The 23,069-nt window shown below is 69.9% G+C and carries 25 protein-coding genes; 13 read left to right on the forward strand and 12 right to left on the reverse strand.

Annotated features, from left to right (window positions below; all coding sequences use genetic code 11):
• Positions 1 to 21: 21 nt before the first annotated feature.
• The 4 genes from ACIQJT_RS31995 to ACIQJT_RS32010 form a co-directional block, all read right to left on the reverse strand.
• Complete coding sequence (locus ACIQJT_RS31995) at positions 22 to 1,089, reverse strand: alkaline phosphatase family protein (RefSeq protein ID WP_402649336.1); 1,068 nt, start codon at positions 1,087 to 1,089, stop codon at positions 22 to 24.
• 53 nt (positions 1,090 to 1,142) lie between these two features.
• A complete protein-coding gene (locus ACIQJT_RS32000; RefSeq protein WP_159044250.1) occupies positions 1,143 to 1,304 on the reverse strand; it encodes a hypothetical protein in 162 nt (53 codons plus the stop codon).
• A gap of 195 nt (positions 1,305 to 1,499) precedes the next feature.
• Positions 1,500 to 2,321: a metallophosphoesterase family protein gene (locus ACIQJT_RS32005; protein ID WP_402649337.1), complete on the reverse strand. Its 822-nt coding sequence runs from the start codon at positions 2,319 to 2,321 to the stop codon at positions 1,500 to 1,502.
• A 55-nt stretch (positions 2,322 to 2,376) separates the two neighbouring features.
• Positions 2,377 to 3,381, reverse strand: coding sequence for a hypothetical protein (locus tag ACIQJT_RS32010; RefSeq protein ID WP_402649338.1), 1,005 nt, complete (start codon positions 3,379 to 3,381; stop codon positions 2,377 to 2,379).
• 362 nt (positions 3,382 to 3,743) lie between these two features.
• Here ACIQJT_RS32010 and ACIQJT_RS32015 point away from each other — a divergent pair, with 362 nt between their 5' ends.
• From ACIQJT_RS32015 to ACIQJT_RS32030, 4 genes are read left to right on the forward strand one after another with little or no spacing between them, the layout of a single operon-like run.
• Positions 3,744 to 5,069 carry a nucleotidyltransferase family protein gene (locus tag ACIQJT_RS32015; protein WP_402649339.1) on the forward strand — a complete coding sequence of 442 codons (1,326 nt, stop codon included), beginning with the start codon at positions 3,744 to 3,746 and terminating at the stop codon, positions 5,067 to 5,069.
• Complete coding sequence (locus tag ACIQJT_RS32020; protein ID WP_365461572.1) at positions 5,069 to 6,055, forward strand: ABC transporter ATP-binding protein; 987 nt, start codon at positions 5,069 to 5,071, stop codon at positions 6,053 to 6,055. The genes ACIQJT_RS32015 and ACIQJT_RS32020 overlap by 1 nt, the downstream gene beginning before the upstream one ends.
• Positions 6,052 to 6,819 carry an ABC transporter permease gene (locus tag ACIQJT_RS32025; RefSeq protein ID WP_402649340.1) on the forward strand — a complete coding sequence of 256 codons (768 nt, stop codon included), beginning with the start codon at positions 6,052 to 6,054 and terminating at the stop codon, positions 6,817 to 6,819. The genes ACIQJT_RS32020 and ACIQJT_RS32025 overlap by 4 nt, the downstream gene beginning before the upstream one ends.
• Positions 6,816 to 7,670: an ABC transporter permease gene (locus ACIQJT_RS32030; RefSeq protein ID WP_402649341.1), complete on the forward strand. Its 855-nt coding sequence runs from the start codon at positions 6,816 to 6,818 to the stop codon at positions 7,668 to 7,670. The genes ACIQJT_RS32025 and ACIQJT_RS32030 overlap by 4 nt, the downstream gene beginning before the upstream one ends.
• 608 nt (positions 7,671 to 8,278) lie before the next feature.
• Here ACIQJT_RS32030 and ACIQJT_RS32035 read toward each other — a convergent pair.
• The 3 genes from ACIQJT_RS32035 to ACIQJT_RS32045 all read right to left on the reverse strand — a co-directional run bounded on the left by ACIQJT_RS32035 (position 8,279) and on the right by ACIQJT_RS32045 (position 10,960).
• A complete protein-coding gene (locus tag ACIQJT_RS32035; RefSeq protein WP_402649342.1) occupies positions 8,279 to 9,025 on the reverse strand; it encodes an SDR family oxidoreductase in 747 nt (248 codons plus the stop codon).
• A gap of 69 nt (positions 9,026 to 9,094) precedes the next feature.
• Positions 9,095 to 10,165 (reverse strand): aldo/keto reductase, encoded by a 1,071-nt coding sequence (locus tag ACIQJT_RS32040; RefSeq protein ID WP_402649343.1) that lies wholly within the window; start codon positions 10,163 to 10,165, stop codon positions 9,095 to 9,097.
• 69 nt (positions 10,166 to 10,234) lie between these two features.
• Positions 10,235 to 10,960 (reverse strand): SDR family oxidoreductase, encoded by a 726-nt coding sequence (locus ACIQJT_RS32045; RefSeq protein WP_402649344.1) that lies wholly within the window; start codon positions 10,958 to 10,960, stop codon positions 10,235 to 10,237.
• A gap of 136 nt (positions 10,961 to 11,096) precedes the next feature.
• On the opposite strand from ACIQJT_RS32045, the gene ACIQJT_RS32050 reads away from it, so the two are divergent.
• Positions 11,097 to 11,660 carry a TetR/AcrR family transcriptional regulator gene (locus tag ACIQJT_RS32050; protein WP_402649345.1) on the forward strand — a complete coding sequence of 188 codons (564 nt, stop codon included), beginning with the start codon at positions 11,097 to 11,099 and terminating at the stop codon, positions 11,658 to 11,660.
• 589 nt (positions 11,661 to 12,249) lie between these two features.
• Here the strand turns inward: ACIQJT_RS32050 and ACIQJT_RS32055 are convergent.
• The 4 genes from ACIQJT_RS32055 to ACIQJT_RS32070 form a co-directional block, all read right to left on the reverse strand.
• Positions 12,250 to 12,666 (reverse strand): nuclear transport factor 2 family protein, encoded by a 417-nt coding sequence (locus ACIQJT_RS32055; RefSeq protein ID WP_402649346.1) that lies wholly within the window; start codon positions 12,664 to 12,666, stop codon positions 12,250 to 12,252.
• 62 nt (positions 12,667 to 12,728) lie between these two features.
• The gene (locus ACIQJT_RS32060) at positions 12,729 to 13,481 is read right to left on the reverse strand and encodes an SDR family NAD(P)-dependent oxidoreductase (RefSeq protein ID WP_402649347.1); all 753 of its coding nucleotides are present in this window, start codon (positions 13,479 to 13,481) and stop codon (positions 12,729 to 12,731) included.
• A gap of 82 nt (positions 13,482 to 13,563) precedes the next feature.
• Positions 13,564 to 13,995 carry an Rrf2 family transcriptional regulator gene (locus ACIQJT_RS32065; RefSeq protein ID WP_365461556.1) on the reverse strand — a complete coding sequence of 144 codons (432 nt, stop codon included), beginning with the start codon at positions 13,993 to 13,995 and terminating at the stop codon, positions 13,564 to 13,566.
• A gap of 461 nt (positions 13,996 to 14,456) precedes the next feature.
• Complete coding sequence (locus tag ACIQJT_RS32070; protein ID WP_402649348.1) at positions 14,457 to 15,053, reverse strand: TetR/AcrR family transcriptional regulator; 597 nt, start codon at positions 15,051 to 15,053, stop codon at positions 14,457 to 14,459.
• 156 nt (positions 15,054 to 15,209) lie between these two features.
• Between ACIQJT_RS32070 and ACIQJT_RS32075 the strand changes: the two genes are divergently transcribed.
• The 5 genes from ACIQJT_RS32075 to ACIQJT_RS32095 all read left to right on the forward strand — a co-directional run bounded on the left by ACIQJT_RS32075 (position 15,210) and on the right by ACIQJT_RS32095 (position 20,853).
• Positions 15,210 to 15,767, forward strand: coding sequence for a (2Fe-2S)-binding protein (locus ACIQJT_RS32075; RefSeq protein ID WP_053847863.1), 558 nt, complete (start codon positions 15,210 to 15,212; stop codon positions 15,765 to 15,767).
• Positions 15,764 to 16,756: a xanthine dehydrogenase family protein subunit M gene (locus tag ACIQJT_RS32080; RefSeq protein WP_365461552.1), complete on the forward strand. Its 993-nt coding sequence runs from the start codon at positions 15,764 to 15,766 to the stop codon at positions 16,754 to 16,756. The genes ACIQJT_RS32075 and ACIQJT_RS32080 overlap by 4 nt, the downstream gene beginning before the upstream one ends.
• Complete coding sequence (locus ACIQJT_RS32085) at positions 16,753 to 18,870, forward strand: xanthine dehydrogenase family protein molybdopterin-binding subunit (RefSeq protein ID WP_402649349.1); 2,118 nt, start codon at positions 16,753 to 16,755, stop codon at positions 18,868 to 18,870. The genes ACIQJT_RS32080 and ACIQJT_RS32085 overlap by 4 nt, the downstream gene beginning before the upstream one ends.
• Positions 18,863 to 20,095, forward strand: coding sequence for an XdhC family protein (locus ACIQJT_RS32090; RefSeq protein ID WP_402649350.1), 1,233 nt, complete (start codon positions 18,863 to 18,865; stop codon positions 20,093 to 20,095). Before ACIQJT_RS32085 ends, ACIQJT_RS32090 begins: the two co-directional genes overlap by 8 nt.
• A 128-nt stretch (positions 20,096 to 20,223) precedes the next feature.
• Entirely contained in the window at positions 20,224 to 20,853 is a 630-nt protein-coding gene (locus tag ACIQJT_RS32095; RefSeq protein WP_402649351.1) for a hypothetical protein, read from the forward strand.
• A 108-nt stretch (positions 20,854 to 20,961) separates the two neighbouring features.
• Here the strand turns inward: ACIQJT_RS32095 and ACIQJT_RS32100 are convergent, their stop codons facing one another.
• Positions 20,962 to 21,132, reverse strand: coding sequence for a hypothetical protein (locus ACIQJT_RS32100; RefSeq protein ID WP_053847868.1), 171 nt, complete (start codon positions 21,130 to 21,132; stop codon positions 20,962 to 20,964).
• Between the two features lie 244 nt (positions 21,133 to 21,376).
• Here ACIQJT_RS32100 and ACIQJT_RS32105 point away from each other — a divergent pair, with 244 nt between their 5' ends.
• The 3 genes from ACIQJT_RS32105 (at position 21,377) to ACIQJT_RS32115 (ending at position 22,855) form a co-directional block, all read left to right on the forward strand.
• Positions 21,377 to 22,015, forward strand: a complete 639-nt coding sequence (locus ACIQJT_RS32105) for an SMI1/KNR4 family protein (RefSeq protein ID WP_402649352.1) — start codon at positions 21,377 to 21,379, stop codon at positions 22,013 to 22,015.
• 106 nt (positions 22,016 to 22,121) lie between these two features.
• Positions 22,122 to 22,622 (forward strand): DUF2975 domain-containing protein, encoded by a 501-nt coding sequence (locus tag ACIQJT_RS32110; protein ID WP_402649353.1) that lies wholly within the window; start codon positions 22,122 to 22,124, stop codon positions 22,620 to 22,622.
• The gene (locus tag ACIQJT_RS32115; RefSeq protein ID WP_365461540.1) at positions 22,622 to 22,855 is read left to right on the forward strand and encodes a helix-turn-helix transcriptional regulator; all 234 of its coding nucleotides are present in this window, start codon (positions 22,622 to 22,624) and stop codon (positions 22,853 to 22,855) included. The genes ACIQJT_RS32110 and ACIQJT_RS32115 overlap by 1 nt, the downstream gene beginning before the upstream one ends.
• Positions 22,856 to 23,069 lie beyond the last annotated feature (214 nt).

The following is a 23,069-nucleotide window of genomic DNA, read 5'->3' on the forward strand; positions in this document are numbered from 1 at the left end:
CGTCTGGGCGGAGTTGTGGGCCTACGCGTCCTGGGCGAGCGGTGCGTTCCAGGCCGCGAGGGGGACGAGCATCTCGTCGTCGCTGAGGGAGCCGTGCTCCCAGGCGACGGTGGGGTCCGGCACGGGGAAGGCCGCGGAGGTGGCGAGGGCGACCACCGCGCCGATGCGCTCGCGGACGGCGGGCGTCGCATCGAGCAGCCCGCGTTCGTCCAGGTCGTCGGGGGTCAGGACCAACGCATGGTCACCGAGTGCGTCGCCCAGTTCGGCAGCGAGTTTCCGCTCGTGCCCGGGCAGGGGGTACATCCACCGGACGCGGCCGGCGCCGCCGCTGGGCATCCGGCAGTGCGCGGGGGAGTCCAGCCGGGCCCAGGCGTCCAGGAGTCCGGCCCTCGGTGCGACCGGGACCTGGCCGTGGTCGGCGTGCGCGAGCACGCTCCATCCGGCGTCGGCCCAGCGGCTCGCCGCCGAGTCCAGCAGCCGCAGGGACGCGTGCAGGCGGTCGTCGTACCCGTGCATGTGGATGTGGTCGTCGAGGTTCACGTACGCCCACACCAGGAACGGCACCTCGGACGTGCGTCTGAGAACGGCTTCGACCTCGCGCACGGTCCTTTCGACGACCGCGACGGAATCGCTGTCGAGTACCGTCGCCGGCGACGGCACGACCTGGGCGCCGTGGAGCAGCGCCGCAGCCCACTCCCCGGTCAGCCGCTCGAGTTCGGCGCCGATCACGAAGGCGTCCCCGCCCGCCTCGACGACGCGGTCGAAGAGGGTGGTGCCGCCGTGCAGCAAGGGTTTCCCGGACGGTGGGCAGGGGCCGAAGGCGTACGTGTCGCCGCTGACGAGGTGGGTGACGCAGTCGGTTCCCGGCGCCCGGTACACCATGCCGAGGGCGCCGTGCCGGGAGGGGGCGGCGCCGGTGACGGCGGTCAGCCAGGCGGTGGTCGAGGTGCTCGGGAACGTCGAGCGCAACGGACGTGTCCTGGCGTGGGCGAGTGCCGCCTCCGCGACGCCGTACGACAGGCCGTCGAGTGCCAGGACGCACAGCCCGCGGGGTGCGGCGCTCAGGCACCGTTCGACGATTTCGGGCACCACACGCAGGTCGGCGGACGCTGTCGCACGTCCGCCGACACGGGACGCCGTGCTCAGAAGTTCGGCACGCAGTCGGTGCAGGTGGTGCGGAACTTGCTGACGTGCACCGCCTGACGGTCCGTGATCATGCGCTCGATGAGTCGCGGCAGCAACATCACGGGCGCGGGTGTCGACGTGGTGGTCGTCTTCGGTGCGGGTTGTGGAGCTGTTTGCATGGTTCCTCCTGCTCATGGGACAGCGCGAGAGAAAAGTGCGAAACAACTTTCAACTTTTGCGCGAACAGGTCAACACACGGCCAGTTAGTCTGTCAATAGAGGCCGGTTCTATTGTCGCGCCAACTCCTGCTCTATTCAGGGAAGTTGACAAAACGGCAACAATGAAAACCCGCGCGACGGAAGCTACGGGTGCCGTCATTCGACAAAGATCAATGATTCCGCCTGCGCGACGATCTTTTCCGGTTCGGGTGGGCTCATCAGCGTGTCGACATAGCGCTCGGCGTCCGGATCCGCGGCCAGCCGGGCACGGGCGACGGCGTCCGAGACGTCGTAACGGGTGGTCCTCAGGTGGACGTCGGGGCCCAGCAGGGCCCAGTACGCGGTACCCGGCTCGGCCGAGTGGTACGGCAGCCCGACGCTGCCCGGGTTGACGCTGCGCAGGCCCGCCACCACGCGGTCGAACTGGAGGTGCGCGTGCCCGGTGACCAGGACGCGGGTGTCGAGAGCGGCGGACAGGCTGGTGAACCGCTCCGAAGGCGTGCCCGGAGTGACCAGTTCGTGGTCACTGCGCGGAGAGCCGTGGCAGAAGTGCACCGGGCCGAGGCCGTCGATCTCGACCACGACGGCGAACGGGACCCGGGTGAGGAAGCCGATGGCCTCGGGCGAGTGCTGGGCCGCGATCCACGACTGACGGGGTGTGCCGGCCGCCCGCTCGGAGGTGCCGATCTGGGCGGCGTACCGGTCGGCGTTGCCCCGCACGCACAGGGCGCGCTCGCCCAGCGCGAGGATGCGCTCGTACGTCTCCTGCGGTTGCGGGCCCCACGTCAGGTCGCCCAGGAGGACGACGAGGTCGGCCGTCGCGACATCCGGCTCGGCCAGCACGGCTTCGAAGGCGGGGATGTTCGCGTGGATGTCGGAGAGCACGGCGACGCGTGACACCGGCCCGTACCGGCGCACCGGGCCTTCCCAACTCGCCGGTCCGTACAGCGTGACCCCGTCCTTCGTCGAGTCGTCCATCGGTGATCTGGCCTTTCCGGGCGGTCCTGGCGCGGGACGGGCGAGCAGGGGGTGGTCACTGGTCCGCGGCGACGGCAGTGGCCGGCGCGGTGAGGTGGGCGGGCGGCTCGGTGGTCGTGGAGGTCCTCGTGCCCTGAGGAACCGGTGCAGCGTCCGTGGACCGGGAGGTGCGGGGGTGGTTCGGCCGCGTACCGGGAGGCGGGCCGATCAGCGCCGTGCCCTCGGAGGGCAGGCCGTCCACCAGATGCGCGGCGAGCACTATGCGGTCCCACAGCGGGAGCCCGCCGTGGTCCTCGGCCAGCTCGTCCACCCGGGCGAGGAGCTCGGCGGAATCGGCGGCCGCCGGTGACGTCGAGCCGGGTGGCGGCGTCAGGGGGTGCGCCGGATGGGCGGCGCAGAGCCGGCGTGCGGCAGCGACCACGTCGAGGGTCCGTCCGGGGGACGGCTCGCCTTCCAGCATCGCCCATGCCTCACCCCGGCGCCTCACGGGCAGCAGGACGCCGGTCTCGCGGATCATATCGGCGGCATCGTCCGGCGCGTGCAGGAAGTTCAGGCACATGAGCTCGCAGCCGAGCGCGCCGCGCAGTGACGTGCCGCCCGTGTCCCGGTTCTTGGACGATCCTTTGATTTCGCCGAGCCGTTCGGCTGCTGTCCTGCCCGTCCGCTGCGGACCGCGGGTGTCGTGCAGCGCGACGAAGAGACAGGGCGGTCCCGACTCCAGGATCATGTCCACGGCCCGGATGACGGCCAGCGGCGCGGCGTTGATCTGGTAGCGCCACAACTCGCGGCAGACGCGTGCGTCGACCCGGACCTCCAGTGCGCCGAGCGGCTCGAAACCGTGACCGGCCAGCAGGTCCAGGGCGGGCTCGATACGGCGTCCGACGACGGCATCGGGCTTGAACATGACGAAGGTGCTACGGCCGAGGGTCCGCTCGTTGTCGCGCGCGTCCCGCCCGTCCAGCAAAGCGGCCATCTCGCGGAAGTAGACGTCGTCCGGATAGGTCCGGCGTCGTACCGGGTCGCGGGTGAAGGGGGCTTGCAGCCACTGGTCGACGGCCATGATCCTCCGACTCTCCGCTTGGTCGAATCCTGTGCACCTACGGGGGCGAATCACGCCAACTAGGCTTCACGCGCAGCGATTTGCACCGTTGTCATGCGGCATCCGGAGCAATACGCTGAGGCTAACTTCCCCTACCGAACACATCAAGGAGGGCCCCATGAGCGTCGCCTTCAAGAAAGTGACGGTTCGCCCGAAGCCGGGCAAGTAAGCGAACGGTGTCGATGCGATCGGGATCCGCTCGACCGGATTTCCGGTGAAGATCCCGATCGCGTCCTCCGCCTCTCGTCCCGATTTCGCCTTCATTCGATTCGCGTCGCTCTTCCGAACCCAACCAGAACTCGCTCACCAGGGCGGTGTCCGCGGTGACTGAAGCAACGACCGGTATCGAGGTCACGACCGACACGGTTCTCGCCCTGCTGGACGTCGGGCCGCGGGCTCCTCGTGACACCGTGCTGCGTACGGCCCGCGACGGTCGGCACAAGCTCGCCGGCACCCTGCTGAGCCTGTGGGCCGCTGACGGTGAGCAGCTCACGGACGAGGAGGCGGTCGAGCTACGGCTGGCCGCGGAGCGTGTGGAGAGTTACCGCCGGATCTGGCAGCGGCTCCAGGAACACGCACCCGACGCCTTCCTTCTGAAGGGGATGACGATCGCCGCCCTCTACCCGCCGGGAGTGCTGCGCTCAGCGGGCGACCTAGACGTCATCTGCCCCCGCCACGCCGATCTGTGGGCCTGTGCCCGTCATCTGTCGGCGACCGGCTGGGAGTTGGAGGCCTTCACCGTGGGGCCCGCCCGCCCTGGCGACACCGTGTACCCCCACCTGGGCGCGGAGTTCCGCAAACCGGCGTCCGGACCGGGCCAGGACCCTTATGCCGTAGGGCTGTTCACCGCCGAGATCGTCACGGACGTGCACGGACCGGCCCGGCAACTTGCCCGCCCGCCGGGCTCCTTGCTGGCTGTGAGCACCGTCGCCCTGGTGGCGGAGCGGTGGGAACGTCCCTTCCGGTCCCGCGACCTCCTCGACCTGGTCCTGCTCCTGCGCGCTCTGGACGAGCAGGGTGTACGACAGGTGCGCGCCGACCTCGACAAGGCCGGCCTGTGGCCGGAGTGGCGGGAGGCGATGCGCCGGATCGACCGCCTCGGCTGGCGGCCCGCGATCGTGCTGCCGCACACCCGGGCGGCGGCAGTACGCGTACGGCTGCTGCGCACAGCGCGTGCGGTACTGCGCTGGAGCAACCCGGTGCGCGCAGTGGCCTTCGCCGCGCAGTCCGGCATCGAGGGCCGCGGGGGCCGCCTGTCCGCCCTCGCCTCCGACCTGGTGCACCGCCGGCCCGGCGCACGACGGCTGCTCTCCGCGGGGGTGCCTCTGTTCGGGGTGCCGCTGGATGCGGGCACCGACACGGCTGCGCGCGGACCTGCCGGTGCTGATCCGGATGGCTCCGTGGGTTCCGTGGGTTCCATGGGTTCCATGGACGAAGCATCGGACGCCGCCGAGCCGGTCGAGCACATGCGGCTCGACGATGTCGGCCGGCACCTGGTCGCGCGGACCCCGCTGGGCTCCTTCCTGCTGGTGTCCGGCGCCGCCCGCGAGGAATGGCTGGAGGAGGCGGCCGGTCGGGCATCCGACCCCTCGGCCGTACCCGAACCACCCGAGACGAGGACCTCTTCGTCCGTGCGAACGGGAGCGTGATGCGCGACAGCGGCAATCGGTCGGACGGTGCGCATCTGGCCGTCGACACCCGGCGGCTGAGGCGGGAGTACCGCGCGCGGCGCGGCCCTGCGGTCACCGCCCTGGACGATGTCTCGATCGAGGTGGAGCAAGGTGAGGTGCACGGCCTGCTCGGCCCGAACGGAGCCGGCAAGAGCACCCTGATGAAGATCCTCTCGACGGTGCTGCTGCCGACTTCAGGCAGCGCGTACGTACTCGGTCATGACCTGGTGACGGAGTACCGGCGAATCCGGCCGCTGCTCGGCATCGTCTTCGGCGGGGAACGCGGACTCTATCCACGTCTGACGGCTCGTCAGAACCTGCGCTACTGGGCCGCGTTGTACGGGATGCCCACGAAGAAGGGCCTGGCCAGGACCGACGCGTTGCTCGACGAACTCGGCCTGGCCGAGCGGGCCGACGACCGCGTGGAGACCTACTCGGTCGGCATGCGTCAGCGTCTGCACCTGGCCCGGGGAATCATCGGTGATCCGCGCGTCCTGCTGCTCGACGAACCCACCAACGGCCTCGACCCGCTGGCCGCCCAGCAGTTGCGCGAGCTGATCCGGCGACTCGCCGGGGAAGGCCGCACCATTCTCCTCGCCACGCACGATCTGGCCGAGGCGGAAGTGCTCTGCGACCGCGTCACCATGATCAATCACGGCCGGGTGATCGCGGCGGAGGCGCCGAAGAACCTGGCGCGGCTGATGTCACGGCAGGAACGCGTCCGCGTCCGCGCCGATGCCGGCCTGCTCGACCGGGTGCGCGCCCTGACCGGCGTACTCGGCGTGGACCCGGCCGGCGACGGCACGGCGGTCATCTCCGTCGACGGTCAGGAGGCCGTCAGCACGGTGCTGGCCTTCGTGGTCGCCGAGGGTGTGACCGACGTACGCACGGAGCTGCCCGGCCTCGAAGAGGTCTACCTCCAGCTCGTGCACCACAACCAGCAGCGCAGCGTGGTGAACAGGTGAGTCTGCTCGCCGCGGCCGGGCGCTTCCAGGGCCGACTGGTGCTGACCCACCGCGACTACCTCATCGACCTGGTGCGCACGCCCCTGCTCGCCGTCGTGTTCCTGCTGCTGATCCGGCACAACGACCGGCCGGACCTCCTCGCGTACGGGCTCCTCGCACCGGTGCTGATGGGTGTCTGGAGCATGGCGATGCTCATCTCCGGGGAGGTCGTCGACAGCGACCGGTGGCTCGGCACCCTGGAACTCCAGATCGCGGCGCCGGCCGGCTTCGCCAGGGTCGTGCTCAGCAGAGTCTGGGTGACCACGGCGATCAGTCTGCTGACCGTGGTGGAGGTCGCCGCCGTGGCGATCCTGGGCTTCGGCATCGTTCCCGACGTACCGCACCCGTTCGTCTTCCTGGTGGGCCTGCTGGCCACCGCGGTCGCCACCGCCGGGTCCGCCACCCTCATGGCCGCCCTGTTCGTGGCGACGCGCACCGCCCGCACCTTCCAGAACTCGCTGAGCTATCCGGTGCTGCTGCTGGGAGGAGTGTTCACCCCCCTGGACCGGTTGCCGGAATGGACGCATCCGATCGGCCGGCTGCTCTACCTCTCCTGGAGCTCCGACCTGCTGCGCGACGCGCTGAGCCCGGCGCCCGTCACCTCGGTCGCCTGGCGCACCGGCGCCGTCCTGGGCCTCGGGCTTCTCACGGGGCTCGGCGGCCGACTGCTTCTCGGCAGGGTGGTACGGCTGGTGCGTGAGAACGGAACGGTGGGACTGGCATGAGCGGCGAGGACGCCCCGACCATCGCGAAGGGCGACATCACCCCTGCCACATCCAGCGGCTTCGCCCGCCGTCTCCGGATACTGGGCTGGGCGGCACGTGCCGGGGCCGCCGACTACGGAACGGTCTTCACCTGGAAGACCTGGCTGCTCGGCTGGTTCGTGCGGATGCTCGCCCAGGTGCTGTTCTTCACCACCATCGGCCAACTGCTCGGCCCCGGCCAGGCCCGCTACCTGCTCATCGGCAACGCCGTGGCGCTGGTCGCACTGCACGGCATCTTCGCGACCGCCTCCACCACATGGGAACTTCAGAACGGCACCCTGCCGCTGCTGGTCGCCTCGCCCAGCAGTCCTTCGCTGGTCCTGCTCGGCCGGAGCCTGTTCTGGCTCCCGGACGGCGTGGCGTGCGGCCTCGGCGCGATACTCATCCTCGCGCCTGTCGCGGACCTGCATCTGACCGTGGCCCGAGTTGCCCTGCTCGCCGCCCTCCTCGTTCTCGTCGCGACGACGAGCTACTGCCTCGGCCTGTTCCTGGGCTCGCTGGTGCTGACCGCCGCGGACCTGCGCAACGTGGTGTCGAACGCGGCGTTCACCGTGATGATGATCGTCTGCGGCCCCGAAGTCCCGGCAAGCGCCGTCGGCCCGGTGCTCGGCCGGATCGGCGACTTCCTGCCACTGACCCACGGCCTCCTGGCGATCCGCGAAGTACTGGCCGCGGAAGCGGGCGCTCACACCGCCGCGCTGGCGGGCTGGGAGACACTCGTCGGGGCCTGCTGGCTGGCGGCGGCCGTCACGGCACTGACCTGGCGGGCCCGCCGCAGCCGTCGCGACGGGGCGGCCCTCTTCCTGACCTGACCCGTCCGTGCCGGTGCGCTGCCTCGGACCGGCCTCCCGCGCCTGGCACTGGTGACAAGTCGACATGAGCTTCTGCTCCGGCGGCCCGGCACAGGAACCCGTGGCACGAGCCGAGCACCCGACTGTGAGGCACAGAGCCACGCAAATCTGGCTGAGGTTCGTCCAAGCAGCCTCCAGACCCGACCAGGTCATCGCCGACAAGCTCTACAGCTCAGCGGATTTCGCGCCTGCCTGCGCAACGCGGCTTCGCCTGCACCGTCCCGGAGAAAGCCGACCAGCAACTCCGGCACGGCCGGGGCGGCCGGCCACCGGAGTTCGCGCGCCTCACACGGATCTGATCCGCCGGCAGTACGACCAGATCGTGAAGTCCACAACCGCCCCGCGCCCGGGCGCCGCCGAAGCCGGCAGATTAAGCTGTGGGAGCGCCTGGAGTGCTGGGGTGAAGGGCTGGGGCTCCGATCGCCTGCGAACAGCGTCTGGTCGCCGTGGCCGTCGCCGGCGAACTGCATGAACTGATCGCGGCCTGATCGACACGACCACGGGTTGCAGCGCCCCCTGAAACCGCCGTGTTAGCGGGCCTTACGCCCGTGGCGGGACGGCAGACGAGCTCACAGCTGGGTCTCGCCGCCGTCCACGGCCAGCTCGATGCCGGTGGTGTACGTGGCATCGAAAGCGAGAAAGGTGGCCGCCTCGGCGAACTCCTCGACTGTGCCGTAGCGCTTCATGGGGTTGCTCGCGGTCCGCTCCGCCCTGAACTGATCAGCGGCCTCTTCGGACAGGTTCATCGTTTCCAGAATCCCCGAGTCGATGGGACCAGGGCTGATCGCATTGACACGGATTCCCCGCGGGAGCAGCTCGCGGGAGAAGGTGCGGGCCATCGAGCGCAGCGCCGCCTTGCCGGCTGCGTAGACGCTGGTGTCCACCATGCCGATGACGTTCGCGATCGAGGTGGTGAGGACGATGCCGGCGTTCGCGCTCAGAAGCGGAGCGAGCTTCTGCACAGTGAAGAAGGCGCCCTTGACGTTGATCGCGAACAGCTCGTCGTACATCTCCTCGGTCGTCGACTCGAGGGGCGTGAGGGGTGAGATGCCGGCGTTGACGAACAGTGCCTCGATCGAGCTGAGTTCGCTCTTTACGCGGTCGGCGAGTCGATCCAGGTCGGACAGTGAGGCCACATCCGCCCGGACGGCCACGGCGTCCTCGCCGAGCCGCTCGCGTGCCGCGTCGAGCTTGGCCTGAGAACGGCCGGTGATCACCACGCGGGCTCCGCCTTGCACCAGCATCTCCGCCAGCGCGAGCCCCATGCCGCTGCTGCCGCCCGTGATCACCACATTCTTGTCGCTGTACTTGGTCATACCGGGGTTGCTCCGTTCCCTCATCAAAGACATGTCGATATATCTGGATGTCGCCGTTCGTGAAGCGAGTCAGCCGAGGGTTTCGATCTTCATGTCGCCTGTGGTGACCGTGCGGATGTGATCGCTGGCGAGCAGGTCGTGCGGATTGCCGAGGCCGATGGCGCTGACCTCGTCGAGGCGGGCCAGCTGGGAAGGAGTGAGGTCGACCTGCAGGGCTCCCAGGTTGTCCTCCAGCTGTGCGAGGGTGCGGGCGCCGATGATGGGCGCCGTCACGCCCGGGGCGTTCAGGGTCCAGGCCAGTGCGACCTGGGCTGGTGTGTGGTCCAGCTCGGAGGCCACCTTCTTCACCGTGTCGGCGATGGCGAGGTTGCGGTCGGTGACCCATCCCAGGGCGACGTTGAGGCTCTTGCGGTCGCCGGCGGTTTCGCCGGCGACGGAGCTCGCCTGGTTCTGGTCCTCCCGGCTGTACTTGCCCGTGAGCACCCCGCCGCCCAACGGGGAGAAGGGGACCACACCGAGTCCCATCTCGCGTGCCATCGGGATCAGGTCACGCTCCGCGGTGCGTTCGATGAGGCTGTACTCGGTCTGCAGTGCGACCAGTGGCGACCAGCCGCGCAGGTCGGCGATCGCCTGCATGCGCGACACCTGCCAGGCCGGGGCGCTGGAGATCGCCACGTACAGCACCTTGCCCTGCCTCACCAGGTCGTCCAGGCCCCGCAGGATCTCCTCCACCGGCGTCCTGAAGTCCCATACGTTCACGTAGAGCAGGTCGATGTAGTCGGTGTTCAGCTGCCGGAGGCTGGCTTCCACCGACGCCAGCATGCTCTTGCGGTGGGTGCCCCCGGAGTTCGGGTCACCGGGCTGACGCAGGGTCGAGTACTTGGTCGCCAGCACCATCCTGTCGCGGTCGGTGCGGGCGAATTCGCCGAGCAGCCGCTCGGAGCTGCCGTTGGTGTAGGTGCTGGCGGTGTCGAAGAAGTTGCCGCCGAGCTCGGTGTAGCGGTCGAAGAGCTTGCGCGCCTCGTCGCGCTCGGCGCCCCAGCCCCACTCGGTGCCGAAGGTCGCCGTGCCCAGCGCCAGCGGCGAGACCCGGAGTCCGGAACGGCCCAGCAGCCGATACGTGTCGAGAGTGAGTGCCATCGTGTTCTCCTGTGAGGTGCGGGGGGTGGCGTTCGGGAGGTGCGGATCCGTGGTCGACTCGGCCGGGTTTCAGGCGCCGAGTCCGTAGCCGCCGGCCACGGTGATGTCCTGGCCGGTGATGTAGCCGGCGGCGTCCGAGGCGAGGAAGGCGACTGCTTCCGCGACCTCCTGGCTGGTTCCGAAGCGCTCGAAGGGGATCTTCGAGCGCATGGTGTCCCGGCCGCTCTCGGACACCCCCAGCTTGTTGAGCAGCGGGGTGTCGGTCGCCCCGGGGCTCACGGCGTTGACGCGAATCCTGCGCGGGGCCAGTTCGAGCGCGAGCGAGGGCAGCATGGCGAGCAGCGCGCCGCGTGTCGCCGCCCCCACCGTGGCGCCAGGGGTGCCGCGGCGGGATCCGACGCCGACGGTCAGCACGATCGAGCCGCCGTCGTTCATGAGGGGAAGGGCCTTCTGGAGGGTGAAGTACTGGCCCTTGAAGTTGAGGTCGGCGTGCTCGTCGAACGATTCCTCCGTCACTTCGGCGACCGGTGCCGGACGGAAGATCCCGGCGTTGAGGAAGAGCAGGTCCAACGATCCGAACCGTGCCGCCACCGCCGACATCAGGGCGTCGGTGTCGGAGAGCACGCGCCCGTCGGATCGGAGGACGAGCACGTCGCCGGGGAGCTCGGACTGAGCCCGCGCGACGGATTCGGGATTCTGTCCGGTGACCGCGACCCGGTAGCCGCGGGCGTGCAGCAGCTCGGCCGTCGCTCTGCCGATACCGGTCGTGCCCCCGGTGATGACGGCTGTAGGCATGGCAAACCTTTCGTCGCTGAAGCGAGGGGTGGGACACCCGTAATCGGGGACCTCCCCGTTTGTCACACCGTACACTGAACCGGGGACATCCCCGAATCGCTTGCGAACCTCGTCCGCTCTCACGATCGCGAAGGTCATGACACCTCCACGCAGCACCCTGCGCGCCGACGCGCAGCGCAACCGCGAGCAGCTGATCGCCACGGCCGCCGAAGCCTTCGCCTCCGGACGCCCGATCTCGCTGGACGCGATCGCCAAACGCGCGGGAGTCGGGAACGCCACCCTGTACCGGCACTTCCCCACCCGAGAGGATCTGGTCGAAGAGGTCTATCGGGACCAGATCCGGCCCCTGCGCGAAGACGCGCGCACCCTGCTGGCCACCAAGCCGCCCGCGCAGGCCCTCCACGCGTGGATGCTCCGATTCGCCGACTGGGCCGGTGAACGACGCGGCATCTGCGAGGCCCTGGTCGCCATGAGCGCTTCCGGCCGCTTCGGCACCGGGCCGGTCTGCGACGAGGTCCAGCAGATCCTGGCGATGGTGCTCGAGGCCGGGGCCACAGCAGGAGAACTGCGCAGCGACATCGACCCGGTCGAGGTGGGCGGCATCCTCGCCGGTTTGCTCTCCGTGGCCGGCGCACCCGAGCAGCGCCCCCAGCTGAACCGCATGCTGGACGTCGTCGTCGACGGACTGAGGCCCCGCTGAGCGACACAGCGGGGTTCGCTGAGGTGTCGGTCCATGACGCACGGCATGGCTGCGGCCGGGGCGGTCGTGGCGCCCGGACCCTGGTGAGGACCGGCGGGATGGTTGCCTGCGTTCGGCTCGTTCCCCGCCTCGCGACAGCGCCCGAACGGCTCGTCAGGTGTCCTTGCCGTCGCCGCTCAAGGGGGGCACCGACGTGCGCCGATTGCGTCCGTGCCGGTGGCCGGCATTCGGTCGCGGCGGCCGCATGACAGTAGGTGCTGTCGACGTACTCGTTTGCGCTCAGGATCGGGGCGTCATGCTGCGGCTGCCGGCGCGAATTCGCCCGCCGCGCCGGCAGCTTCGTCCAGCTTGACGCCGGCCACCAGCCGTTGCTGTCGGTGGACACCGGAGGCTTCGAGGGCGTCGGCCTGCGACTGGATCCTCTGGGACCGGGCCACCATCGGCGTGGGCGCCTCGGACTTCACAGCCGGCAGAACGGCCCTGAGCGAGCCGCGATGCCGTACGGCCCAACATCAGGCGATGTGCACCCCGTGTCGGGTGTTGTTGCCTGGGGCGGGTTGCGGGAGACGCCCGTGGACCCTTGTCGCGTTCAGTCGGTGTTGAACGCCTGGTCGACGCTCAGCGTGTCCTCGTAGAGGTGCATGCGGACGATCTCGCCGTCTTCGACCAGCAGGTGCATGGCAGCCGGGGTGGTGAACTCCTTGCCGGTGGACGCGACGGTGTGCGTGAAGACCCCCAGCAGCATCACGTCACCGCCGTCGACGATGATCCGCTCCAGCACGACCTTGCTCTTGCCCGGTACGAAGTGGGGCCACATCGTGGTGAAGTACGACGCGACTTCCTCCCGGCGGGTACGGCGGCCGGTCCAGGGCAGCTCGTCGTTGCCGGGGACGTACCAGTCGATGTCTGCCGCGAACAGTTCCTGTATGCCCTCCTGGTCCTGCCTGCCGAGACGCTCCAGGAACTGCTCGGCCACCGCGCGTGAGGTCTGGGTATCTGTCGTCATCGTGTTTCTCCTTGTCTTTCGTATTCGTGGGGCGGGTGTGTGTCGCACGCGCTTCACGTCACCTAGAGCTGGGTGACGCCGCCGTCGACGAGGAGTTCCGCACCGGTGGTGAAGGAGCTGTGCTCTCCGGCCAGGTAGAGGGCGGTGGCAGCGACCTCGTCCGGATGACCGGCGCGGCCGAGCGGGGTCAGCGCGGCGGGTTCGGCCATCGGGGACTGATCGCCCTGTGGGAACGCGGCCCGCAGCTCGTCACTGCCAGGGGTCTCGACGGGGCCGGGAGTGAGGGCGTTGACCCGGATCCCGCGGCCGGCCAGTTCGGCGGCCCAAGTGCGGGCGAGGCTGCGGATCGCGGCCTTGGTGGCGGCGTAGACGCCGAGGCCCGGGGTGGCGCGCAGGGCCGCGCTGGAGGAGAGCAGAGTCACCGAGGCGCCGACCGACAGGAGGGGCAGGGCCTTTTGAACAGTGAAGATCGTGCCCTTGAGGTTGATGGAGGTGGTCTGTTCGTACTCATCCTCGGTGATCTTGCCGAGCGGACCGTACTCCCCGACGCCGGCGTTGGCGACGAGGATGTCGAGGCTTCCGCTGCGCTCGGTGATCTCGGCGAAGAGCTGATCGAGGTCGTCGAGCTGCGACACATCGCTCTGGATGCCGATCCCGTGGCTACCGACCTGCGCGACAGCGGCGTTCAGTTCGGCCTCGCGGCGGCCGGTCATGTAGACCGTCGCTCCCTCGGTGGCGAATCTGCGCGCGATGGCCAGACCGATGCCGGTGGAGGCGCCGGTTACCAGAGCGGTCTTGCCGTCCAGCTGTCCCATGGGAATCTCCGAATCTTCGAGGTAACTATTTTTGTTACATTGACGGGCGCGGAAAAGTGCCACTACCGGTACCAGGAGTGCGCTAGGCGTTTGCGAGGACGTCCCGCAGGATGTCCTCCAGTGTGGTCCTCGCCAGCTCCCTGCGGAGGGTGGCCTCGATCTCGTCGTAGACGGACGTCAGTGCCGGTCCGATCCCGTGCCCCACGACGCACTCGGGGTCAGGCGTCGAGCGGTGCAGAGCGAAAATCGGCCCGGCGGCGATCGCCTCATGGACGTCGAGCAGGGTGATCGACGTCAGGTCCCGGGAGAGCGTCCAGCCCGCTCCCGTACCTCGCCGCGAGTCGACGAGGCCGGCCTTGCGCAACTCGGCCAGGAGGCGTCGGATCACCACCGGATTGGTGTTGACGCTCGTCGCGATCTGCTCGGAGGTGGCGACCTCATGACCGCGACGCTGGTACAGGCCGATCCACGTGAGGGCATGCGCCGCGATGGTCAGCCTGCTGTTGGCGCTCACCTGGGACCTCACCTCCCTCGACCCTTCAGTCTCATCGTAACAGTAGAAGTTACAACGACAGGCGGCAAATCACTGTGGGGCGAACCGAGTCAGGCGCCTTTGATGCGTGTGCGGATGCGCTCACCGGGAGGGGGCGACGCTCACCGTCGCGGCGGCTGTGCTGGCGTGGCGCCTTGCCGATCTCGGAGGGCGTGCAGGTGTGTCTCTCCGGCCGAGGGGCTGATCGCAGGAGTCATCGGGACACTGGCCGCGCCGATCGCGTTGCTGCTGGGCTGGTACGACGCGAGTTCGGTGCGCACCGAAGCCCTCTTCAGAGGAGAACTGCTGCCAGTGCCACGAGCGTTGAGCCCCCGGCTGAGCATGAGACGAGTACGGGAAGCGGCTGCTCCCCGCCCGGCCGGCGTTGGTCCCGAAGCGGGCCGCACCGTGTCACGAGTCGCCGGTGCCTACCGTCGGCCCGGTCAGTCGGACGGGTCCCGGCGGCCGGGTGCCCCCGCGCGCAGTCCGTCCATGACGATGTCCAGCAGGCGTGTCGCTTGGGGCTGCCATTCGTCGTGCGGGGCGAGTTGCCACAGGCCGGCGATGGCCAGCATGAAGTCGTCGGCCGTGATGCCGGGGCGGATCGTGCCGGCCTCCTCGCAGGCGTGGAGCAGGAGGCCGGCGGCGTCGGTCACCGGGGTGTGGCCTGGGGTCGCCGCCTTCCCGGACGGGGTGCTCAGGGCCTGGCGGATCGCCTCCGCCAGGCCGGCCTTGGTCATCGCGAACCGGGCGAGGTGGTCCATCCACGCCCTGAGCGCGCGGTCGGGTTCCATGGTCTCCAGCAGCTCGGATGCGGAGTCGGCGATCTGCTGTACTCCGTGGCGGTAGAGCTCGAGGACGAGGGTCTCGCGGTTGGGGAAGTTCCGGTAGAACGTGCCCTGTCCGACGCCCGCCTTCTTGGCGATCGTGCTCAACGGGGTGTCGGCGGCCCGGGACAACTCGGCGAGGGCCACTTCCAGGATGCGTTCGCGGTTGCGTTGCGCGTCCGAGCGCAGGTGCGGGTCGTTGCTGTGCCGCACGCGTCCTCCTCGCCGGCTTGTGTCCGAAAGCGGCCCTTGAGAACCGGACAGCTGTCCACTACGTTCGAGCCGTTAGCGGACAGCTGTCCGCTTGAGTTCACTCTAGCGTCGGACTGACGCCCCGACGTGTCCGGGACACGTGAAAGAAGGCTGAACATGGCCCCAGCCCCCTCGTCAACGTCCAGCGATATCACCTTGAACATCAACGGCGAGAAGCACAGTCTGCCCGTCGACCACCGCACCACCCTGCTCGACGCCCTGCGCGAGCGCCTCGATCTGACCGGTACCAAGAAGGGCTGCGACCAGGGGCAGTGCGGCGCCTGCACGGTACTGCTCGACGGACGCCGGGCGGTGTCCTGTCTGCAACTCGCCGTGGCCGCCGACGGACGCGAGATCACCACCGTCGAGGGTCTGGCCGACGGCGAGCGACTGCACCCGGTGCAGCAGGCGTTCCTCGACCTGGACGGCTACCAGTGCGGTTACTGCACCCCCGGCCAGATCTGCTCGGCCATCGCGGTGATCGAGGAACACGCGGCAGGCTGGCCCAGTGCCGTCACCGACGACGTCCGCCCCGAGGCCGGACCACCACCCCTGAGCGCCGAGGAGATCCGGGAACGGATGAGCGGGAACCTGTGCCGCTGCGGCGCGTACGTGTCGATCGTCCAGGCCGTGGCCCGGGCGGCGGAAGCGAAAACCGAGGAGGCGGCGGCGTGAGGGAGTTCGCATACGACCGGGCCCTCGACGTCTCCGGGGCCCTGGCCCTGCTGGACGCCGACCCCGACGCCCGCATCCTCGGCGGCGGTACCAACCTTGTCGACCTGATGAAGTCCGGCGTCGAGCGGCCCACCCGCCTGGTCGACGTCCGCGAACTGCCCCTGGACGGCGTCGAGGTGACGGCGGACGGCGGCCTGCGTATCGGCGCCACCGTCACCAACAGCGATCTCGCCGCCCACCCCGAAGTCCGCCGCCGTTATCCGGCGTTGGCACAGGCGGTCCTGGCCGGCGCCTCCGGTCAGCTCCGCAACATGGCCACCGTCGGAGGCAACCTGCTCCAGCGCACCCGGTGCGGCTACTTCACCGACGTGACCAAGCCCTGCAACAAGCGCGTGCCCGGCAGCGGTTGCCCGGCGATCGAGGGCGAGCACCACAACCACGCCGTCCTCGGTGCCTCCGAGCACTGCGTGGCCATCCACCCCTCGGACATGGGCGTCGCGCTGACCGCCTTCGACGCGGTCGTGTCGTACGAGACCGCCGACGGCCCCGGCACCTTGCCCCTCGCCGACTTCTACCTGCCGGTCGGGGACACCCCGCACCGCGAGACCGCGCTGCCGCCGGGCGCGCTCATCACCCACGTCACCCTGCCGCCCGCTCCGGTGGCCGCCCGATCCCGCTACCGCAAGGTGCGCGAGCGGGCCTCGTACGCCTTCGCCATCGGCTCCGTCGCCGCCGCGCTCGACGTGCAGGACGGCCTCGTACGCGACGTACGCCTCGCCTTCGGGGCGGTCGCGTCCCGGCCGTGGCGGGCGACGGCGGCCGAACGCGTCCTCACCGGAGCGTCTGCCGACGCCGAGACCTTCGCCGCCGCCGCGGACGCCGAACTCGCCGCGGCGAAACCGCTGCCGCACAACGCATACAAGGTGACCCTCATGCGCAACCTCGTCGTGGCCGTGCTGACCGAACTGACCGAGGAGGCCGCCCGATGACCACCACCCCCACGGCACGCCACAACGCCGTCGGCACCGCGCACACCCGCGTGGAGGGCCGCGACAAGGTCACCGGAGCCGCCCGCTACGCCGGTGAGATCCCGTTCGCCGACCTCGCCTACGGCTGGCTCGTGCTCTCCACGGTTCCCCGCGGCCGCATCCGCTCCATCGACACCGCCGACGTCCTCGCCATGCCCGGCGTGATAGCCGTCCTGCACCACGGCAACGCCCCGCGGATCGAGACGGACTACGTCGGTGTGCTGGGCGTTCCGGACCCGACCGCGGCCGTCTTCCAGCACGACAGGGTGCCGCACGCCGGCTGGCCGGTGGCGCTCGTCGTCGCCGACACCTCCGAACGGGCCCGGGAGGCCGCCGAAGCGCTGGTGGTGCACTACGAACAGGAGCCGCACGACGTCGACTTCGCCGGCGAGCACCCCGACGCCTACCCGCTCGACAGCCATGGGCCTGCGGTGATCGAGAACGGCGACCTGGAGGCCGAACTCGCCGCGTCCGCCGTGGTCGTGGACGCCGAGTACACCACTCCGGAAGAGCACCACACCATGATGGAGCCGCACGCGGCGACCGCCCGCTGGGACGGCGGCCGTCTCGACGTCGTCGACTCCAACCAGGGCACCTTCTGGGTCGCGAGCGAACTCGCGCAGATGTTCTCGCTCGACCCGTCCGCTGTCCGGGTGCGCTCCGAGCACGTCGGCGGCGGCTTCGGCAGCAAGGGCCTCCGCGCACACCAGGTGGCCGCCGTCATGGCCGCGACCGAACTGCAGCGTCCGGTCCGCGTGGTCATGACCCGCCGTCAGATGTTCACCCTCACCGGTTACCGCAGCCCCACCCGGCAACGGCTGCGGCTCGGCGCGGATGCCGACGGCCGGCTGCGCGCGCTGGAGCACCGTTCCCTCAGCGCCACCTCCACCGTGCACGAGTTCATCGAATCGGCCGCCGGCCCCGCCCGGACCATGTACGGCGCCGACGCGCACCACACCGCCAACCGGCTCGTCCGCCTCGACGTGCCGACCCCGACGTACATGCGCGCGCCGGGCGAGGCACCGGGATCGTTCGCACTGGAGTCGGCGATGGACGAACTCGCCGTGAAGTGCGGTCTCGACCCGATCGAACTGCGCGCCCGCAACGAACCCGCGGCGGGCCCGGTGTCCGGGCTGCCGTTCAGCGGCCGCAACCTGATCGCCTGTTTCCGGGAGGGCGCCCGCAGGTTCGGCTGGGCCGACCGTGACCCGCGCCCCGGCCTGCGCCGCGAGGGACGCTGGCTGCTCGGCACCGGCACAGCGGCCGCATCCTTCCCCGCGGGTGCCGGCCCGTCCACCGCGGCCGTGACGGCGGAGGCGGACGGCACCTTCACTGTGGGGGTCAACGCCGCCGACATCGGCACCGGCGCCCGGACCGCCCTCACCCTGATCGCCGCCGACGCCCTCCAGACCACGACGGAACACGTCCGGGTGCGCATCGGCGACAGCGACCTCGGCCCTGCGTTCATCGCCGGTGGCTCCATGGGCACCCGCTCCTGGGCCTGGGCGGTCATGGCCGCGGCGAAGGAACTGCGGGAGCAACTCGCCCTCGGCGCCGACATCCCGCCGGAGGGGATCACCGTACGGTCCGACACCACGGAGGCCCTCGGCGCCCTCGCCAGGACGGAACGGCACTCCTTCGGCGCCCAGTTCGCCGAGGTCGCCGTAGACCCCGCCACCGGCGAGGTCCGGGTGCGCCGCATGCTAGGCATCTTCGCGGCCGGCCGGATCGTCAACCCGCTCACCGCCCGCAACCAGTTCGTCGGCGGCATGACCTGGGGCATCTCCATGGCCCTGCACGAGGAGGCGGTCCGCGACCGAACCCTCGGCAGCCACTACGGCGCCGACCTCGCCGGCTACCACGTCGCCTCCCACGCCGACGTTCCGGCCATCGAGGCGGACTGGATCGACGACCCGGACCCCGACGACCCGGTCGGCATCAAGGGCATCGGCGAGATCGGCACCGTGGGCGCCGCCGCGGCCATCGCCAACGCGGTCTGGCACGCGACCGGCGTACGCCACCGGAACCTGCCGATCCGCCCCGACCGCGTCCTGACGGCAGGCGTCCGTGCTTGACCTCGCCGAGGACCTGCACCGCTGGATGGAGGAGGGCCGCGCGTTCGCCGTCGCCACGGTTGTGGCCGTGGGCGGCAGCGCCCCGCGCGGCCCCGGCGCCGCCCTCGCCGTCGACATCGAGGGCACGGTCATCGGCTCCGTCTCCGGCGGCTGCGTGGAGGGAGCGGTGTACGACCTCTGCGTCCAGGCGCTCCAGCACGGCGACACGGTCGTCGAACGGTTCGGATACAGCGATGAGGACGCCTTCGCGGTCGGCCTGACCTGCGGCGGAATCATCGACATCATGGTCACCCCGGTCGGCACCGACGCGCCTGGGAGGCCGGTGCTCCGGTCGGCCCTGTCGGCTGCCGTCCGGGGCGAACCGGCAGCTCTCGCCCGCGTCGTACGAGGCCCCGCCGATCTGCTGGGAACGGCCCTGCTGGTGCGGCCGGGCGAATCGGTGGGGGAGCCATCCCGGCCCTCCCGGGCAAGCTCGTACGAAGGCGGACTCGGCGGGCACACGGAACTGGACCGTACGGCGGCCGGTGAGGCCCTCGCCATGCTGGACGCCGGCCGCACCGGCACGGTCGACCTGTCGGCGGACGGCTCGCGCTGCCCCGACGGACTGACCTTGCTCATCGAGTCGAGTGCGCCTGCGCCCCGCATGATCGTCTTCGGGGCGATCGACTTCGCCGCGGCACTCGTACGGGTGGGCAAGTTCCTCGGCTACCACGTCACCGTGTGCGACGCCCGCCCCGTCTTCGCCACCACGACCCGCTTCCCCGAGGCCGACGAAGTCGTCGTCGACTGGCCGCACCGCTACCTGCGCCGCACCACGACCGACGCGCGAACGGTGCTGTGCGTGCTCACCCACGACGCCAAGTTCGACGTGCCCCTGCTGGAAGCGGCCCTGCGGATGCCGGCCGCGTTCGTCGGCGCGCTGGGCTCACGGCGCACGCACGCCGACCGGGACAGACGGCTGCGCGAAGCGGGCCTGGCCGACGGGGAGTTGGCCCGGCTGAGGTCACCGATCGGCCTCGATCTCGGTGCCCGCACGCCCGAGGAGACGGCCCTGTCCATCGCGGCGGAGATCATCGCCACCCGACGGGGCGGAACGGGCACGCCCCTGACCGTGTCGCGGGGACCGATCCACCACGAGGGGGAGACACATGGCGCGGGGAGGGGGTCAGACCCGTGGACGCGGAACACCGCACCGGTGCACACGTCCATGCCTAGCTTTCGGTAGTGGCCGGCCGTACGCCGCGACAAACGTGTGGGCCGTAGGGGCCGAGCAGCCGAGTCGGCGACCTGCTCATCGCCGCCGCTCCGGGACGCGGGAGAGAGAGTCAGCGGACTCACTGAGACGATGCCTCGGTGAACTCTTTCTCGTACGACCGCATCGGTCCCGGTCATGACCGGACGGATCTCTCGGAGCCCAGGCAGGCCGAACCCGGTGAGTGGCCGAAGTTCGAGGCCGCACTGGCTGTGGTCAATCGCGACGTGACGGCGACCCTGCCCGGTCAGGACGCGCTGATACTGATGGTCGCCCCGTCCTGGCAGCCGCTGCCCGCGAGCGGGACCGACAGGGGCGCGGTCCATGTGGCGATGCTGGACGGCCGTTGGCAGGGCAATGCGCTGAACGCGGTCGACCTTGAGGAAGGCGAGCTGCCGGAGCCGGATGACGCGATGGCGGCCCTGACGCTGGTCGCGGAAGCTGCGCAGGAGACCGTCATGGAGCTGCGCTGGCAGGTGTGGCCGGTCTGCCGGACACACAAGATCGGGATGCATGTGCGCCCGGCAGGGACCGCTGACGACTGGTGCGGGGGCGAGGCGGTCGCGTCGGACCCGGTGGTGTGGTGGTGCCAGGGGGGCCGAGACGGCTCAGGACACGACGTCTGCCTGGTGGGCGAGTTGGCCGCCACGCTGCCGGGAAAGGAGCGTCGCGCACTGCGGCGCGGCGAGCGTGGAGATCAGCGCGGTGCAGTACGGCCCGCCCGACGGTGACGACCGATCACGGTATTCACACCGTTGTGCGACGGAGGTGGCCTGATGCGCGACATGTCTGTGGCTCCGGACAAAGCCGGAGCCACAGACATGTCGCTGCTTGGCGGGTTACCAGCGATACCAGCGTCCCTTGCGGCCGCCTGAGTCGGCGGAGCGCAGGACGAAGCCCAGCAGCCAGACGACCAGCACGATGACGGCGAGCCACCACAGTGCCTTCAGGGCGAAACCCGCACCGAAGAGGAGCAGAGCCAGCAGAAGAACGACAAGCAGGGGAACCATAGTTATCAACCTCCGTCGCTCCTTGTGCCCGGCAAATGTCAGCACACACAGTCGATTTCCTTGGTTTCTCCACTGCTCGTGCGGGCACTGGACATTGTTTCTTCACGGCGTCCACGTCGCCGTTGGAGTACGTCACACGTGTGTCTGACGGCACAGGCGCCCAGGCGGCTCGCGTCGCTCTCGGGCACCCCGCGCACTCGCTGACTGGTGCGTCGGTGTCAGTGTGGTCGTCTATGTTCAGCTCATGACATCGACGGACAGTCCTGCGTTCGAGCGTGCATGGACTCGCTTTGCGTCGTGGCTGGAAGCGAACTCGCCCGCTGATCACGCCATGTTGCGAGGACCTGCGGTCCCCGAGCGGCTCATCGAGTTGGAGTCGCGGCTCGGCTTCGAACTGCATCCGGAGCTAAGGGCGTTGCTACGGCAGCATGATGGCGCCGCTGAGCCTCTTGCCGTTCCCGGCTCCCGCGCTCGCCTTCCCGCTGGTGCGTTTCTTCCGTCGGGGCACAGGCTCAGCGGCGTGGACGACATCGCGTCGATGTACGACGTGATCGTGGACGTCGGCATGGACAACATCGATGCTGACCTGTGGGAGGACGATGCGCTGGCCGTGAATTTGCATCGCTGCGTGCCGTTCGCGCTCCCCAACGACGGCGGGGTTGCCTTTGTCGATCACCGGCCCGGCCCTTCGTACGGCCACGTGTACGAGATGGGCATCGGGTCCGGGGACCTGGAAGGGACCCTGTGGGCAACCAGTCTCACGCGGCTCTTTGAAGCCCTGACCGACGCGTTGGAAACGGACGGTGCGTTCCTCTGCTACCGGCCCACTTTTTTCGAAGACGCGTCAAGTCACCGTTGCTTGGAGTGGCCGACCCGAGCCTGACGCGGTCGGTTACGACTCTGGCGGGATTGCCCTGCGGGATTTCAACCCTGGCGCGACCCATCGAGAAACGATAGATTAGTGTCGTATCTCGATGGGAGGAGTGGTGATGGGGAAGCAGGCTGTTCTTGCGCTGCGGGCGGTGATCGTGGCGCTGTTCGGCGGCTGTGTCGTCCTTCAGGGGGTGCTGGTGACGCTCATGGTCCGTGACCTGTCCGGTGCCGGTGGCGGCGGAGTGCTTCCCCGGGCGGCAGCCGTGATGCTGATTGTGGTGCTGGGAATCGTGTGTGCCCAGACGGTCCTGTGGTGTGTCTGGCGGCTGTCGACGTTGGTTCGGCGTGGCAAGGTCTTCACCCCGTCCGCCTTCCGGTACGTCGATGTGGCGGGTGGTGCTTTCGCGGTGGCTGCGCTGTTGTTGTGGGCGCTGGGCGTGGTGCTGGCGCCGGGTGAGGCTGTCGCTCCGGGTGTCGTGCTGCTGATCGGTGCGGTGGGCCTGGGGGTTGCCGGTGTCGCTCTGGTCGTGTTGGTCCTGCGCATCCTGCTGGCTCAGGCGGTCGCGCGGGATGCCGAGGCATGCCGGATGCAGGCCGAGCTGGCGGGGGTGATCTGATGCCGATCGTCGTCGACATCGATGTGATGCTGGCCCGGCGCAAGATGTCGGTCGGGCAACTGGCCGAACGGATCGGGATCACCCCGGCGAATCTGGCGGTGCTGAAGAACGGGCGGGCCAAGGCCGTTCGTTTCGCCACCCTGGCAGCCCTGTGCGAGGTGCTGGAGTGCCAGCCCGGCGACCTGCTGCGCTTCGAGGCCGCCGACCACCCCGACCCTGTTCCCGCCCCGTGACTGGCCACCGACGTACAGACCCGGCCTGCCCAGTCGCCGCGACACCCCTGCGGCCGGTGCGGCCGGGCGCGGCGGAGTAACAGGACGCGCCGCCAGGACGCACAGCACGGCCACGCGCCCGTTCACCGAAGCAGTACCAGTGTGGGAGGGCATGGACGGACGGGGGCTGTCCACCGAGGCTGTGCCGGCCACGGGTCCACCGCCCGGGTCGCGC

Source organism: Streptomyces sp. NPDC091972, assembly GCF_044756385.1.
GTDB lineage: Bacteria > Actinomycetota > Actinomycetes > Streptomycetales > Streptomycetaceae > Streptomyces.

Coding starts and splice junctions, on each gene's coding strand:
- ACIQJT_RS32000 (WP_159044250.1), bottom strand. CDS start 1,304: ATGCAAACAGCTCCACAACCCGCACCGAAGACGACCACCACGTCGACA.
- ACIQJT_RS32005 (WP_402649337.1), bottom strand. CDS start 2,321: ATGGACGACTCGACGAAGGACGGGGTCACGCTGTACGGACCGGCGAGT.
- ACIQJT_RS32010 (WP_402649338.1), bottom strand. CDS start 3,381: ATGGCCGTCGACCAGTGGCTGCAAGCCCCCTTCACCCGCGACCCGGTA.
- ACIQJT_RS32020 (WP_365461572.1), top strand. CDS start 5,069: ATGCGCGACAGCGGCAATCGGTCGGACGGTGCGCATCTGGCCGTCGAC.
- ACIQJT_RS32030 (WP_402649341.1), top strand. CDS start 6,816: ATGAGCGGCGAGGACGCCCCGACCATCGCGAAGGGCGACATCACCCCT.
- ACIQJT_RS32035 (WP_402649342.1), bottom strand. CDS start 9,025: ATGACCAAGTACAGCGACAAGAATGTGGTGATCACGGGCGGCAGCAGC.
- ACIQJT_RS32040 (WP_402649343.1), bottom strand. CDS start 10,165: ATGGCACTCACTCTCGACACGTATCGGCTGCTGGGCCGTTCCGGACTC.
- ACIQJT_RS32045 (WP_402649344.1), bottom strand. CDS start 10,960: ATGCCTACAGCCGTCATCACCGGGGGCACGACCGGTATCGGCAGAGCG.
- ACIQJT_RS32050 (WP_402649345.1), top strand. CDS start 11,097: ATGACACCTCCACGCAGCACCCTGCGCGCCGACGCGCAGCGCAACCGC.
- ACIQJT_RS32055 (WP_402649346.1), bottom strand. CDS start 12,666: ATGACGACAGATACCCAGACCTCACGCGCGGTGGCCGAGCAGTTCCTG.
- ACIQJT_RS32060 (WP_402649347.1), bottom strand. CDS start 13,481: ATGGGACAGCTGGACGGCAAGACCGCTCTGGTAACCGGCGCCTCCACC.
- ACIQJT_RS32075 (WP_053847863.1), top strand. CDS start 15,210: ATGGCCCCAGCCCCCTCGTCAACGTCCAGCGATATCACCTTGAACATC.
- ACIQJT_RS32085 (WP_402649349.1), top strand. CDS start 16,753: ATGACCACCACCCCCACGGCACGCCACAACGCCGTCGGCACCGCGCAC.
- ACIQJT_RS32100 (WP_053847868.1), bottom strand. CDS start 21,132: ATGGTTCCCCTGCTTGTCGTTCTTCTGCTGGCTCTGCTCCTCTTCGGT.
- ACIQJT_RS32105 (WP_402649352.1), top strand. CDS start 21,377: ATGACATCGACGGACAGTCCTGCGTTCGAGCGTGCATGGACTCGCTTT.
- ACIQJT_RS32110 (WP_402649353.1), top strand. CDS start 22,122: ATGGGGAAGCAGGCTGTTCTTGCGCTGCGGGCGGTGATCGTGGCGCTG.
- ACIQJT_RS32115 (WP_365461540.1), top strand. CDS start 22,622: ATGCCGATCGTCGTCGACATCGATGTGATGCTGGCCCGGCGCAAGATG.